This window comes from Acetivibrio ethanolgignens (assembly GCF_001461035.1).
GTDB classification, from domain to species: domain Bacteria; phylum Bacillota; class Clostridia; order Lachnospirales; family Lachnospiraceae; genus Velocimicrobium; species Velocimicrobium ethanolgignens.
Genome location: NZ_LNAM01000164.1, coordinates 1 through 14,637, shown reverse-complemented (window position 1 = coordinate 14,637; position 14,637 = coordinate 1). Strand labels below are relative to the sequence as shown.

The following is a 14,637-nucleotide window of genomic DNA, read 5'->3' as shown; positions in this document are numbered from 1 at the left end:
GCGCATACCGCCTTTTCTTGTTATCCAGCCCTCCGGCTGTATCGGTTGAGCAAAAGTCCGCGTGGGATTGATGTGGTATCTTTAACTTTGGGAAACTCCCCGCTCCCACTTGCTTACCGTTTTATTTGTAACTCCTAAAAGCTCTGCAACCTCTACCTGCGTATATCCCTTACTTTTTCTAAGTGCCGCCAGAAACTCTCCGGTAGCTTTGGCATTTACCTCTCTTCGTTCCATAGTCCTTCCTCCTTTGCAGACTTATTCTACGAAATGTAGAGGATTTTTACAACCGACGCATCATAGATTTGGTCTACGCTCCATAGAAGCTACCCTAAAAGCTTGAAAATACGCATTTTCCTTTGGAATCCATTCAGATACGAAGCGTTGATATTTTTCTGCTCCACTGCGTTTCAGTAGCCGGCGTTTCTGCTCCTCTTCTTCAATAGCCATAAAAAATCGGTAATCATAAGCCCCTCCAAAATAAGGATGAAGACAGTATGCTCCCTCAATAATATTCCATTTTTTAGGGAAAACCTCTATCTTCTCCTTAAACCCTCCGGTACTGCAATCAAAGGGACGGTAAGAAAAAGTCTCTCGCCGCTGCAGCGGCTTTAATACCTCTTCCTTAAATCTTTCGTAATCAACGTTGCCGCCGACTTCTGAAAGCCGTTCTGCAGTCCTCTGCTCTGGCCGCAGAAAGAAGTCATCCATATGGAATACATTGCAATCATATTTTTTTAAAAGCCCTTCGCACAGCATTGTTTTCCCACTGCAGCACATACCATCAATTCCAATCAGTAGCCACTCCTTTTTTGCATCGCCTTGACTATGAAAAAGAAGCTCCAGCTCTTTTTTTACCTCTTCTGCTCTCATTCTCTTATTATCTCCGCTTTTTTCAAGGTAAGTACAAGAGCAGGGATTAAAATAAGCTGAATAATAATTCCCGGAAGAGCATTTACAAAGGCTCCTGCAACAAAAAGCTGCCAGGTATAGCCTGTCTTAGCAACACCATACAAAATGGTATTCGCAATTCCCATAACCACACGTCCACCAAGCATAGCTCCCACTAAAGCTGCATATATAGTAAAAACCTGCCTTCCTGCAAGGACTTTTGAAAACCAATGATAAAGAAGTCCGCTTAAAAAACCATAAGCAGCCAGTTCAAAGGCCATGGAAACAGCTACCGGAAACATCACCGGCATACCAAACAAAATACTTCTAAGAAGTGGTGTCAATGCTCCGCACAAAAGCCCCCAGAAGGGTCCACATACAAAGCCGGATAAAAGTACTGGCAGATGCATCGGCAGAAGCTTCTGACCAATTAAGGGAATTCCTCCTGTAGCAGACGGGAGTACAATACCAAGGGCCACAAATAAGCCCGCTAAAATCATCGGATAGCTTTTACTGTTTTTCATAGATTTTCCTCTTTTCTTTTTACATAATTTGCATTACTTCTATTCTACTGATAAGAGAGAGGATTGGCAACTATAATGTTGCTAAAAATATTTTTTATTATCTAAAATATTTTTAGATTTTTATTGATTTTTTCGGTCACTATTGTTATGATAAGATTAAGCTTTTTAAAGCAGGGGAAAATAATTATTTAGGAGGTCTTGTTATGAGCAAGAAAAAAAGAATTGTTATCGCCTTAGGCGGTAATGCCCTTGGAAACACACTGGCTGAGCAGATGGTTGCTGTAAAGACCACAGCTAAGGCTATTGTAGATTTGATTGAAGAGGATTGCGAGGTTGTTGTTGTACATGGTAACGGTCCTCAGGTCGGCATGATTCAGAAATCCATGGATACCAACGCACCATTATCCGTCTGCGTTGCCATGAGCCAGGCTTATATCGGCTATGATTTGCAGAATGCTCTGCGTGAGGAGCTTTTAAATCGCGGTCACAAGGGTATGTCCGTTGCAACCATGATTACCCAGGTTCGTGTAAATGAAGCTGATCCAGCTTTCCAGAATCCAACCAAACCAATCGGCCGTTTCCTTACAAAGGAAGAGGCAGACGAGCAGGCAAAGGAATTTGGTTATATTATGAAAGAGGATGCTGGCCGTGGCTATCGCCGTGTCGTGGCTTCTCCAAAGCCTGCAGAAATCATCGAAATCGATGCTATCCGCTCCTTACTGGAGCAGGGTCAGCTGGTTATCGCCTGCGGTGGCGGCGGTATTCCTGTTGTCAATGAAAATGGCCATTTAAAAGGCGTTGGTGCCGTTATTGATAAGGACTTTGCAAGCTGCCTGTTGGCGGAAGAGCTGGATGCTGATTTCTTAATCATCCTGACCGCAGTAGAAAAGGTTGCCATCAACTTCGGCAAGCCAGACGAAACCTGGTTAAGTGACATCTCTATCTCTGAAGCCGAGAAATATATCGGAGAGGGGCATTTTGCTCCTGGCTCCATGCTTCCTAAGGTACAGGCTGCTGTTAAATTTGCAGGCTCCAAGGAAGGCCGCGCCGCTCTTATCACACTGCTCGAAAAGGCAAGAGACGGTGTACAGGGCAAGACAGGTACAAAGATACATAAATAATTGTAAAAGTCCGTAGGTATCAAAGCTAACCTACGGACTTTCTTTTCATTGTTTTCAGTCTCTCCTTTTCCTCCGGCTCAACCCGATAGGATTCACAGGTCTTCTGGATTGCCTTATTATAGGTAAAATCATCCAAAGCCTTATTATTTTTGAGATATCTCATCGTTTCCTTCGGAAACTTCACATAGCAGACAGATAAGGCCCACGCTACTGCCATTTTAACGTAATAGCCCTCGTGGTGGATACTGTCAAAGACAGCATAAAGCTTCTCCAGGTATTCCCTATCCACATAATAATCCAGAAGCATAACAACTCCAAAGCGGATAAAATACTCCTTGTCACTTTCCAGATATGGCTGTAAAAATTCCCACATCTCTTTTTTATGCTTTTTCGTCTGCTTTAAGCTGGCACAAAAGGTGTCGCAGACTGCCCAGTTATCAATATAAGGTACAAATTCACGAATGTTTTTCAACAGCTCCTCAAAGGAAGCATCCCTGCCTCCGGCAATCACCAGCCCCTGTAAAAGTATTTCCTCGTAAAGAACCTCTGAAGCCTCCAGAGCCTCTTTATTTAAGGAAAGCCAAAGTCTCCAGTCCTCCCGGCAGATTTCCTTTGCAAATGCCCGAAGCTTTGGTATCCTGACACCTAAAATATTGTCCTTTCCCGGCACCAGCCCACTGTGAAATTCCCGGTACTTTTCATCAGAAAGCTTGCGAAGCCGCTTTCTTGTTGCTTCTTTTGTAAATTCCATTTCCCTACTCCTTATAGTTTTCTCGTAAAATACGAATTTCTTCTGCATAGCCCGGCAGCTCATTCGGTGTCTCCAGGCAAAAGGGCAGTCCCTTAAGCTTTGGATGATTCATAATTTCAAAAATCGCCTTCCAGCCAAGCTGTCCCTCGCCTAGTCTTGCATGTCGGTCCTTGTGGCTTTTAAAGCCATACATACTGTCATTTAAATGCACTGCCTTAAGCCTGTTAAGTCCAATAATGCGGTCAAATTCCTCCAAAACCGTTTCCAGATTTTCCTTTATATCATAGCCTCCATCAAACACATGACAGGTATCCAGACAAACACCCAGCCTTTCCTGACATTTCGTCTGGGAAATAATAGCCGCCAGCTCTTCAAAGCTTCTGCCTACCTCACTTCCCTTTCCAGCCATAGTTTCCAGCAATATCATCGTCTTCAGTTCCTCTGACAAAAGCTCGTTTAAAAGCCCGGCTATCTTTTGGATGCCGATTTCACTGCCCTGTCCCACATGGCTGCCCGGATGAAAATTGTAGTAATTTCCCGGCAGATATTCCATCCGTTCCAAATCCTCTTTCATCGCCCGATAAGCAAAGTCCAGTACCTCCGGCTTGTCCGAGCAGGCATTCAACGTATACGGTGCATGAGCCACCAAAGGGCCAAAGTTATTTTCCCTGGCAATGTCTAAAAAATGAGCAATATCTTTCTCATCCAGAGCTCTTGCCTTACCACCTCTGGGATTCCTTGTAAAAAACTGCAATGTATTTGCTCCTATTTCCACTGCCTGCTTCCCCATAGCTGCAAATCCGCGTGACACGGACATATGACATCCTACAGTCAACATTTCTTCTCATCCTCCGTCCTTTCCTTGCTTTCTTCTTTTCTTCATGTTACTATAGTTATAAATTTTTAGAATAATCCATGAGGTGATGCTATGCCAATTAAAGTTTACAACTCTCTTCCAGCAAAAAAAATCCTGGAGGAGGAAAATATATTCATGATGGATGAAAACCGGGCTATTTCCCAGGATATCCGCCCCTTACAAATTGCCATTTTAAATCTGATGCCACTAAAGGAGGATACTGAAGTCCAGCTGCTTCGCTGTCTTTCTAACACGCCTTTGCAGGTAGATGTTACCTTTTTATCCACTGCCTCTTATATCGGAAAAAATACTGTCACCAGCCATCTGGACAAATTTTACCAGACCTTTAAGGATATCAAAGAGCTTAAATTTGATGGTCTGATTATCACAGGTGCTCCCGTTGAACAGATGGACTTTGAAGAGGTCGCCTACTGGCAGGAGCTGACACAGATTATGGAATGGTCCAAAACCCATGTGACCTCGACTCTCCATATCTGCTGGGGAGCCCAGGCCGGTCTTTACTATCACTATGGAGTTAAAAAGCACCTGCTGGACAAAAAGCTGTTCGGCGTCTACGAGCATCAGGTACATCACCGCCGTGTTCCGATTGTCCGGGGCTTTGACGATGTATTTTTTGCCCCACACTCCCGCCATACCACGGTAGCTTCCAAAGATATTGAAAAGCTTCCGGGCATTACCATTATGGCAGACTCACCCGAGGCCGGTGTTTTCCTTGCTATGGAGGCTTCCGGCAGTCAATTCTTTATGTTTGGTCACCCGGAATACGACCGCATGACCCTGGATAAAGAATACCATCGGGATTTAGATAAGGGGCTTCCAATTGAGCTTCCAAAAAACTACTATCCGGATGATAACCCGGAGAAAAAGCCTCTGATGCGTTGGCGAGGTCATTCCAATACCATTTACTCCAATTGGCTAAATTATTACGTCTATCAGGTTACGCCTTACATATTATAAAAACCGCTCCATAAATTCCTCTTCCGTAATAATCGGGATTTCCAGTTCCTTTGCCTTTTTATTCTTGGAGCTGGAGGACATCTTGTCATTGTTAATGAGATAGCTGGTCTTTGAGGTTACAGAGCCGGTCACCTTTCCGCCTCTTTCCTCAATGGCCGCCTTCATCTCGTTACGGTTGGCAAAATGCTCTACCGATCCGGTAATAACAAATACAAGCCCCTCCATCGTCTGTTCCTTGTTATTTTCTTCCTCTGTGATAAAGGTAATTTCCTTTAAAAGGTCCTCTACAATTCTTCTATTTTCCTCATCGGCAAAAAAGTCCACAAAGGTCTGGGCGATTACTCTGCCGACTCCCGGAATCTGTGTCAGCTCCTCTGCATCTGCGTGACGGATTTTTTCAAAATCATTTTTAAACTCCCGACAGATAAGCTTTGCATTGGAAAGTCCAATATTTGGTATTCCCAGACTGTAGATAAATCTTGCAAGGCTGGTTGTCCGGCTCTTTTCCACAGAATCCAGAAGGTTCTGACAGGATTTTTCTCCAAAGCCCTCCATAGCAGCAATTTCTTCCTCATACTGCTTAAGATGGTAAAAATCCGCCAGCTCCTTAAGCATACCACGGCCAAGCAGCTTCTCTATAGTTGCTTCGGAAAGACCGTCCATATTCATAGCATCCCGGCTGACAAAATGGGTCAGGGACTTAATCTGCTTTGCCAGACACTTTTCGTTTGGACAGACCAGAACCTTTACACCGTTTTCATCCTTCACCCGTGCCTTGCCGCCGCAGACAGGGCAGGTATCCGGCACTGCCATCATACCACTTCTGGTCAGATTATCCGCCAGCTGCGGAATAATCATATTTGCCTTATATACGGTAATCCTATCTCCCAGCCCCAGTTCAAGGCCTTCCATAATACTGATATTGTGAAGGCTGGCACGGCTTACTGTCGTGCCCTCTAACTCTACCGGCTCAAAAATAGCCACTGGATTGATAAGTCCGGTACGGGAAGCACTCCACTCCACCTCTAAAAGCTTAGTTTCTCTTATTTCATCTGCCCATTTAAAGGCAATGGAATCCCTGGGGAACTTCGCTGTTCTTCCCAACGAGCTTCCATATGCAATATCATCATAGATAAGCACCAGACCATCGGACGGAAAGTCATTGGTTTCAATCTTATCCGCAAACCACTGTATCGTATCTAAAATATTTTCCTTATCCACAAGCCTTCCTTCAACGACATCAAAGCCCATGGAAGTAAGCCAGCTTCTTTGCTCCTCATGAGAATTTTTAAAATCAACTCCTTCTGCCGATACTAAAGAAAAGGCAAAGAAATGTACATTTCGCTTTGCTGTAATTTCATTATTCAGCTGCCGCACCGAACCACTGCAAAGATTCCTTGGATTCTTATAACGGCTTTCTACATCTGAAATCTCCTGATTGATTTTTTCAAAATCCGAATACTTAATAACCGCCTCTCCACGAAGAACCAGATTCCCCTGAAAGCTGATGTGATGAGGCACATTTTTGAATACTCTTGCATTATTTGTGATAACCTCACCAATCTCACCGTTACCGCGGGTAACTGCTTTTACAAGCTCTCCTCCCTCATAGGTAAGTACAATCGTAAGTCCATCCAGCTTCCAGGAGAGCACACCCCTTTGCTCTCCCAGCCAGTCACGCAAAGCCTCTCTTTCCTTTGTCTTGTCAAGAGAAAGCATCGGCGACTCATGACGCTCCTTTGGAAGCTCACTTAAAACCTCATAGCCGACCTTTACTGTAGGGCTTCCTGCCAGCACAACTTTTGTCTCTTTTTCCAGTGCTGTCAGCTCATCATACAGCCTGTCATACTCAAAATTACTCATGATTTCGCTGGCATCCTGATAATATGCCTTTGCAGCCTTATCGAGAAGCCCGGCCAGCTCCTTCATTCGTGCGATTTTTGTTGTATTTTCTGCCATTTTCTTTTCCCTGTCCTTTCTCCAGCTTTTCTAACAGCACCCGTTTTTCCTCTTTAGTAAGCTTCCGATAGGTGCCCTCCTTTAAATCTCCTAATTCGATATTCATAATACGAATCCGTATCAGTCTTCTCACCCGGTAATCAAAATATTCACACATCCGGCGAATCTGCCGGTTCCAGCCCTGGGTCAGTATGATTTTAAAGGTATAATCATCCAGAGGCGTCACCTTGCATGGCCTTGTTACCCGGTCAAGAATTGGCACGCCACCAGCCATACCCTGTAAAAATTCCTTTGTAATCCGTTTATTTACCGTTACCAGATACTCCTTTTCATGAGCATTGCTGCCCCTTAAAAGCTTATCCGACAGCTCTCCCTGGTTTGTCAAAAGAATTAACCCTTCTGAATCCTTATCCAAGCGTCCTACCGGGTAAATCCGCTTTCCATAGTTAATATAATCTACAATATTGTCCCTATCCTTTTTGCTGGTTGTACATACAACTCCCTTCGGCTTGTGAAAAGCAATTAAAATCTCCTCTGTCTCTGGCTCCACCACTTTTCCATTGACACAGATACATTCCCTTCCAGTCACCTTCTGTCCAGTCACAGCCCGCACTCCATCAACGGTAATTCCGCCAGCCTCTAGCAGACGGTCTGCCTCTCTTCTGGAACAGACCCCTGCCTCACTTAAATATTTATTAATTCGAATTTCTTCCATACCTTCTCTCCTATCGAATAACAAAGAGTTTGTAAAGCAAACTCTCCGCCTGCGGCGGGTCGCGAAAGCGACATCTTCCACGCCGCCGCAGTGGGATCCTTAGCGGAGCGTTTTTTATTCGATAGGACGCACTTTCCTATCGAATAAAAAACTGCCACAAGTCCTGCGGCAGTTTTCTCCCTTGCCTTAATTTGATTTACTACTCTTTTCTGTCAGCTTTTTATTAAACTCCTGTAGCTTCTCATCGCTGCTCAAGGCCTCTTCCAGGCGGGTATGCACTTTCGCTGCCAGCTCTCTGACTTCGCTGGATCTATCTATCCTCTCAATAAACTCCTCGATGGAAGAATCCGCACCGAAGAATACTCTTAATGCTCCATCCTCTCCGGTTACAATATAAAAGCGGCTGAGTCCCGGTGCCAGCGTATCAATATCCTTCAGCTTCAGTTCACTGTATACATAAGCCAAATAGGTTCCAGTCTCTGGTCCATCCATCACATAGCATTCTATATTTTTCACATCTTCCACATATTGATATTTTACCTCCAGCTGTTTTTCATTTACATATTCAATATTCGTCACCAAATCTGCCAGAGAGTCCATATCCTTTGCCACACTGGCCTTAAAATAGTCCTGAACCAAAAGATTTATCTTTTCATCCGTTGATTTATTTAAACCGTATTCCGGTTCTGTCGTCTGTACCGCTGGCACTGCTGTCCCTGTAACGTTTATCTCCTTTGACACTCTGGAACCCCCGGCTCCCATAGAAAAAGCTACAAGTCCAATAAACATCGTTCCCATAGAAACCAGAACTACTGCTTTTTTATATTTAAATTTCATCCTAATGTCCTTCTTTCAAGTAATCTTTCCAATAAATCAAATCACCTTATCATATCAGAAATTGACCTAAAAAGCAAGTAAAAGGTGCCATGTGAATTTCACATGGCACCCTAAGGAAAAAGTGCACGGCATCCTAATCCAGGTTAAATAGAGCACGTCGATAAAGAATAACCGGCTGTTTTACTGTAATTACTTTATCCTGCTTCTTTCCGTAGGTCAGCGTAAGCTCTATCTCCAATGGAATATAGGAATGGTTTTCGAATAACTTTTCCAGGCTGTAATGGAAGGAGTATTCTCTATTCCCCTGGATGTGAGCTTTTGTACCAACCATTAAATTCGTACCTCCACCGCCTACCTCTACAGTCTTTAAAGAAAGGGGTGTACGCTCTACCGTTCCATAGTTCATATTCAGTACATCCTCTTCTTTGGCAAACCGGTACCCTCCATTCACCTGTTTTCCCAGCAGATAGTACTGTATCGTCAGGTTCTTACGAGAAAGAACATTGTTTTCAATGACCTTATAGGAAATATCCAGCTCCTTTTGCAAGAAGTCATCCAGACTTAGCCCCTTATCTTCATAATCATAGCTGATGTACATGGCCTCAGCCTTTCCTATAGACACCTTATCCTCGTTGGTCACCTGGATTCTCGGGCGGACTGCCGATGCATTATAAGCAGCAATCATGGTGTTTACAAAAAGCTTAACCTCGGTATCTGTCAGCTTTCCATTATGTCCTACACCAGAATAGGTTATATTACCACGATTGTAAATATAATAATTATTTCTGGCATCGTTTGGCAGATAGCTGTAATCCCATGGATTCTCCCCATTCTTATCATCCGACAGGCAGTACCATACTACAATATCATCTGCCTCCATATCCAACTGATAATACTGGAAGTGAGTAGGTGCTACCTGAAAGCTTTCATCAATCTTATATGGGTATTCGGTAATCTGCCCCGTATTGGTCTGGGTCACCTTCTGGGTTATCTTATCTCCTGTACTCTTACTATAGTTATACAAAAGGATATTGGTATAACCCTGGGCTGCCGGTGCTTCCTCCTTTTGGGACAGCCTTGGGATAGGCTCTGTTCTCATTGCATAACCGCATACTCTGCAGTAGTAGGTTCGAGCTCCTTTCTCCGTTTCTGTTGGCCACTTCGTAATCTGTCCACCAGAAGCCTCAACATGGCTTTGTTCTCTGCTCTGGCTGTGTCCCCAATGTTTAGAATCCCACCAAGCTACATCGCATTTCCATTTGTGTCCCTTCGCTGTTATCTCATAATGACCACCATTGCATACATTTACAACCTTTGGTTTAGCTCCGGCATCCAGCTTATCCTTAAACCCAACTACTTTACAAACATCTGTATCTTTCTGTGTTCCTCCTGTCTTGTAAGGCAGGTCCTTTCCCAGCGACTTCACCTGTGCAGGAGACATCCATTCACCACTGGCCGGGTATTGTAAGGTCACTCCATAGCGATCCATACCTACCATATCCCGGAAATATTTATTGATATGGTAGCCCCAGAAGTCCTTCTGACCAGTACTTCTCTCATATTGATCCTTAGACAGATTTACAAAGCTGGTAGTATCATGGGTAAAGAGAACGCTGAGCCCCTGCTCAATGGCTTCCTCAATGGCCTCCAGAGAAGCTGAATCTGAAATATCCGTATACATATCTGCAAAGCCCAGGATCAGCATATTAAATTTATTATCTTCAATATAGTTTTTAGACTTCGCTATGTTATTTTTAAACTCCTGAACTGTATTTCTTGTGAAATGAACATCAAATTCCTCTAAATCTTTGATTTTCTCATAAAAACGATATTGTGCTTGAAGTTTCTCATTTATATTCACATAACCAAGATACTTCTTTCTCTCTTCATCCGTTGGTAACAGTACCGTTGCATTTTCCGGAACAATCTGCAATACATTCAGCAGCGTTTTGTCATTTTTATCAATCTTCTTATCGTTATTTTTGTCCTCATGTATTTTGATGGCCGACATACCAAGCTCCGTATCCCGGATTTCCCTGTTATCCTTGCGGAATACCTCCAGCTTCCACGGTAGTACACCCACATAATCATCAATGGTGCATTTTAGCTCATACTTCGTATCTGCCTTCAGCTGGTTGTTTTTTACCTGCTTCTTCGTTTCTACCTCATATACGGCCACATTCTGTTCCTCGTGGCTTACATGGCGTCCGTCTGCATTGGTATCAATATACAGGCCTACTCCATATAAAATGTTACTATTGGCATTGTTGTCTTCGATTCGGAACCGGAAGGTCATCTGAAGATTCTTCAAATCCTTTCCATTGATGTATATATCTTCATCCTTTAGATTTTTATATGGCGTTTCTTTATTTGCAGTTGTATAGCTTCTATCCCGATAACGGACTGGTGTATCAGAATCTAAAACTAACGTACAATGCTTCATTGTCAGTGCAGTCTTAAATTTTGCCAGGGTTTCCTCTGACATTTTTCCTTCCCGATATAAAGACTCCTTCATAGTCGTTGCAATCCTATCTGCCAAAGCGTAAATATTGGAAGCTGAGTCTATCTTCTCCTTATTGATTTCCTCACTGCTATTTTTAAAGAAGCTATCCTCAAAAAGAATCGGATAGCCTGCCTTTGCAAAGGCAAGAAGCTCCTCTTTTTTGATTTTGGTAATATCATTCCCTGAAAAATAATAGGTATCTATCACATCTGTATTTCCAAAGCTTCCCCTAAGACGCTTGACGCTCTGTCTGTAGGACTCATCTATCTTAACCTGACTTCCCGTATGTCGATAAACACAGGTACTATCACCTGTTATATCATCTTTCAAAGCAGCTGAATTCGTGCCAATGTAGACCATATCATAAAGACTGTTTAAATCCTCTGTCTTTCCCAGAAATTCTACGGAGGTCTGCTTCGTTACATAGATACTACCAGTAAAGTCCGGGATTGTAAAGTAAAAGCGTCTGGCACTCAAGGAAAAGCTGTTGCATGGTTGAATCTCTAAAATATTAATCGCCGACTTAAAGCTGTTTTTACTCCTTCCCTGAAGCTTATCCTCCAGTGCATAGGCTAAGGTCTTTAGTGGAGAAGCCTCTAGCTTTCCATTTCCTTTTCCCTTAAGCCACTGACAGAGCTTTTTATTATAATCGCTTTCTTTTATTTCTTTCGCAGGGCTAAAGCAGCTCTCATCCTTATCATAGATATAACAGCGGTCTGTTATATTATTCCAATTATTTAAATCCTGATTGTAGCGGGTAGAGTCATTCCATGTCCACTGCTCTGCTTTTGCTCCATCCTCCTTTGATGGTAAAAAGGCCTTTGGTGCCCAATAGCCAGAATCTGCCTGTGCCACCTGCAAGGTGCTAAGCCTACCTGTCTTTTTATCAATCAGCGGCTGATTTCCATTCTCTGCATATCCCCGCAGATACAGATTGTAAAAGAGCTGTGGATTCATACTGCGAAGCATCACACCCAGCTTATACACATTATTGGAATAGGCAGTTTCCTGCACTGTATAGGTAGTTGCCTTGCCATTCCAATCCAGCTGCTTATAGCTTATCTGCTGTTTTCTATTATTTAACTTATTTGTGTCAAAGGCTTCCTCATCGATAAATAGAGCGGCATAATCCTTCACCGCCAGTACTCTTTCATAAATAGCCAGAACAACCTCCCAGCTCAGATCATGATTTTCAAAGCCTATTGCAGTAGTTCCTCGCTTATCCTTCATCTCCTGCCAAATCGATGGCAACTTATCCAGATGACTCCCTGGGGAAATGGAAATCAAATCGGCCTTTTGAACCAAATTATCACTGGCATTCTTTGTAAGGTCTGCATTCAGTATTTCTGGTGTAACTGTTTTCACCTGAATACGGAAATCCTTTCGTGCCTCATCACCCAGCTGTAAGGCATCGGTCAAAAAAGGACTCCTATTTTCATAACTATACTTTTTAAAGCAGTACAGCTTATTATTCTCTGCTCCTGCCTCTCTTATTGTATAATAGGTATCTCCAATCTTGTCTAATTTTATCTCAGAGCTCTCTACGACAGCAGGCTTATCCAAGCTCAGGGTATGCCAGGAAATATCTCCCTTTCCTTCTCCTACCCATGTTATCACTGCCCTTGCCTGCTCTTTTACCGTTTTCTCTGTTTCCGGAGCAGATGTTGCTGGAGCAGCAGCTTCTGAAGTAGTTGCTTCTGGAGCACTTATTTCCGGAGCTGGAGTTGTTAGAGCCTCTGCATCAGCTCCCGCAGCTGTGCCATCACTGCTCGCATCGTTATCAGTAGAAACCGGTGTTTTTAATGCAAAGGCTCCCGTATTTTTCTCTCCCTTTACATAATAGCCATAGACCTCTTGCTTGTCCTTTACTTCTGTAGGTTCTCCTAAAGATTTTAGAAAATTTCGCTTAGCTTCTTCTGCTACCTTCTTTGCATCCTTGTATTCCTTTTCCTCACCAAAGTAATAATACTCCTTTTCCTCGGCCTTTATTCCTGTAGCCTCGGCAACTGTCTTCATTTCCTGATAATAGGACAATCGCTCCATGTCCACCGGTTCACAGCCTGCAATCAGGTATCCAAGCTCTGCAAAGCTTTCATCAGGAAGGATCTCCAGAATGAGAAAAGGATTCTCATTACTTCCCAAAGGCTTTGTTCTGTCCTTTTGTATGGTCTCTCCAACCCCGGCAGCTGCTGTAGGAATTGCCTCCCCTGCCACCTCTGCCATGAGACCGGGTCTGGCAAAAGCCTGATATCTTTGTAGTGTCAGGAATCCCGTTAGTAAAACAAGGCCTGCTGTACCTGCACCAATCCAACGTTTCCATTGTTTTCTCACTGTAAATCCTCCTTTCCTATGCTGGCTTCGTTAAAAGACGGTTACGAAGCTTAATGCTGTTCTCCAGGGTGTACTGTCGACTTCCGTCCTCAAGAACCAGGGATATCTCCACCATAGCCTTTTTCTGCTGTATATTCATAGATTTTACATATTCTGCCAGGAGATATTGCTCCCTACCCCCTTCTGGGAATAAATTGCCGTTAATTTCAATGTCATCATCCTTCAGCTCTCGATAATACAGCTTTTTCTCAGCCGTATCCAACCAGAAAACTTCCTTTCTCGTTATCCTTTGTTTGTCTTTCTCCTCAGTTGCTTTTGGATTTTCCTCAATATAATATAGGGTAAACTGGTTGCTTGTAGCAGCATAGGCATCCATGCAATTACTTTCCAAAATCCGATCCCTTAGCTGGTTCATTACAATCTGAGCCTCTGCCTGCAGATCAATTTCGTTTTTCGCCGTTTCATAGGCCCTAGAACCCATCATCAGAAAAAAAGTAATGGCACCGATTAGAATTCCGGCAATGGCAACAGCAAGGATAAGCTCAATCAACGTAAAACCACGGCTGTCACTTCTCATTTTCCTTCTTATTCTATTCCACATAATGCTTCCCCGTTCTTTCTACCAGATGCAGAACCATACTGCTTCTTCCTTTATTCTGGAGAGTAATGGTTTCGCAATAGGAGTCCTCCTGAAAGGCTCCCGTGCTTTTCTTAAAGCCAATTCTCAAAAAATTACTCTCCGTCAGCCGAATCTGCTCCCGACTGGTTACAATACTGCCATTTTCTTTTCTACGCATACCGCCTATGGTCAAGGTTATCCCATTGCCTCCCAGTAAGGTACTCTCCGCAGTATTCAGATAGTCCCGCGTCAGTTCTTTATCAGCACTGGCAACCATCCTAAGCCCATCCTCGGCCTGGAATAAATACAAATACTTCCCTTTACCCTTTCCCATGGTTTCCGCCTGCATACGGTCCAACAGGGACTCCAGCCTGGCTGCACATTTTTTAGCATTTCCATAGTACATATAGCCAATGGTACGGATGGTAATCCCGGAAAGAAGAGCCAGCATAGCAATAGCAAGAATCACCTCTACCAGGGAAAAGCCCCGGTTTTCTTTTTTTACATTATAGGAAATTCCGATTTTGGAAAAGTAATAAAAGAACAACAGTTCAC

13 protein-coding genes are annotated in these 14,637 nt (G+C 43.4%); 2 read left to right on the top strand and 11 right to left on the bottom strand.

Annotated features, from left to right (window positions below; all coding sequences use genetic code 11):
* Positions 1–81: 81 nt before the first annotated feature.
* From ASU35_RS10990 to ASU35_RS10980, 3 genes are read right to left on the bottom strand one after another with little or no spacing between them, the layout of a single operon-like run.
* Positions 82–234, bottom strand: coding sequence for a helix-turn-helix domain-containing protein (locus ASU35_RS10990; protein ID WP_058353066.1), 153 nt, complete (start codon positions 232–234; stop codon positions 82–84).
* 60 nt (positions 235–294) lie between these two features.
* Positions 295–870: a uridine kinase family protein gene (locus ASU35_RS10985; protein ID WP_242861265.1), complete on the bottom strand. Its 576-nt coding sequence runs from the start codon at positions 868–870 to the stop codon at positions 295–297.
* Positions 867–1,412, bottom strand: coding sequence for an ECF transporter S component (locus ASU35_RS10980; protein ID WP_058353065.1), 546 nt, complete (start codon positions 1,410–1,412; stop codon positions 867–869). The genes ASU35_RS10985 and ASU35_RS10980 overlap by 4 nt, the downstream gene beginning before the upstream one ends.
* 203 nt (positions 1,413–1,615) lie before the next feature.
* Here ASU35_RS10980 and arcC point away from each other — a divergent pair, with 203 nt between their 5' ends.
* Positions 1,616–2,533, top strand: a complete 918-nt coding sequence (gene arcC / locus ASU35_RS10975; RefSeq protein WP_058353064.1) for a carbamate kinase — start codon at positions 1,616–1,618, stop codon at positions 2,531–2,533.
* 25 nt (positions 2,534–2,558) lie between these two features.
* On the opposite strand, the gene ASU35_RS10970 is transcribed toward arcC, so the two are convergent.
* Together ASU35_RS10970 and ASU35_RS10965 are read right to left on the bottom strand one after the other, a co-directional pair.
* Positions 2,559–3,284, bottom strand: a complete 726-nt coding sequence (locus ASU35_RS10970; RefSeq protein WP_058353063.1) for a DNA alkylation repair protein — start codon at positions 3,282–3,284, stop codon at positions 2,559–2,561.
* A 4-nt stretch (positions 3,285–3,288) separates the two neighbouring features.
* Entirely contained in the window at positions 3,289–4,122 is an 834-nt protein-coding gene (locus tag ASU35_RS10965) for a deoxyribonuclease IV (protein ID WP_058353062.1), read from the bottom strand.
* 90 nt (positions 4,123–4,212) lie between these two features.
* Here ASU35_RS10965 and metA point away from each other — a divergent pair, with 90 nt between their 5' ends.
* Complete coding sequence (gene metA / locus ASU35_RS10960; RefSeq protein ID WP_058353061.1) at positions 4,213–5,118, top strand: homoserine O-acetyltransferase MetA; 906 nt, start codon at positions 4,213–4,215, stop codon at positions 5,116–5,118.
* On the opposite strand, the gene ligA is transcribed toward metA, so the two are convergent.
* From ligA to ASU35_RS10925, 6 genes are all read right to left on the bottom strand, one after another.
* Positions 5,113–7,077: an NAD-dependent DNA ligase LigA gene (gene ligA / locus ASU35_RS10955; RefSeq protein WP_058353060.1), complete on the bottom strand. Its 1,965-nt coding sequence runs from the start codon at positions 7,075–7,077 to the stop codon at positions 5,113–5,115. The two genes, metA and ligA, sit on opposite strands and share 6 nt — an antisense overlap.
* Positions 7,019–7,792 (bottom strand): pseudouridine synthase, encoded by a 774-nt coding sequence (locus tag ASU35_RS10950; protein WP_058353059.1) that lies wholly within the window; start codon positions 7,790–7,792, stop codon positions 7,019–7,021. The genes ligA and ASU35_RS10950 overlap by 59 nt, the downstream gene beginning before the upstream one ends.
* 186 nt (positions 7,793–7,978) lie before the next feature.
* On the bottom strand, positions 7,979–8,629 hold the full coding sequence (locus ASU35_RS10940) for a hypothetical protein (RefSeq protein ID WP_058353057.1): 651 nt from the start codon (positions 8,627–8,629) through the stop codon (positions 7,979–7,981).
* Positions 8,630–8,762: 133 nt separating this feature from the next.
* Positions 8,763–13,463, bottom strand: coding sequence for a DUF5057 domain-containing protein (locus ASU35_RS10935; protein WP_058353056.1), 4,701 nt, complete (start codon positions 13,461–13,463; stop codon positions 8,763–8,765).
* A 16-nt stretch (positions 13,464–13,479) separates the two neighbouring features.
* A complete protein-coding gene (locus tag ASU35_RS10930) occupies positions 13,480–14,064 on the bottom strand; it encodes a PilW family protein (RefSeq protein WP_083504260.1) in 585 nt (194 codons plus the stop codon).
* The coding region (locus tag ASU35_RS10925; RefSeq protein WP_083504259.1) for a type II secretion system protein at positions 14,054–14,637 on the bottom strand (584 nt) is incomplete at its 5' end. The genes ASU35_RS10925 and ASU35_RS10930, both read right to left, overlap by 11 nt.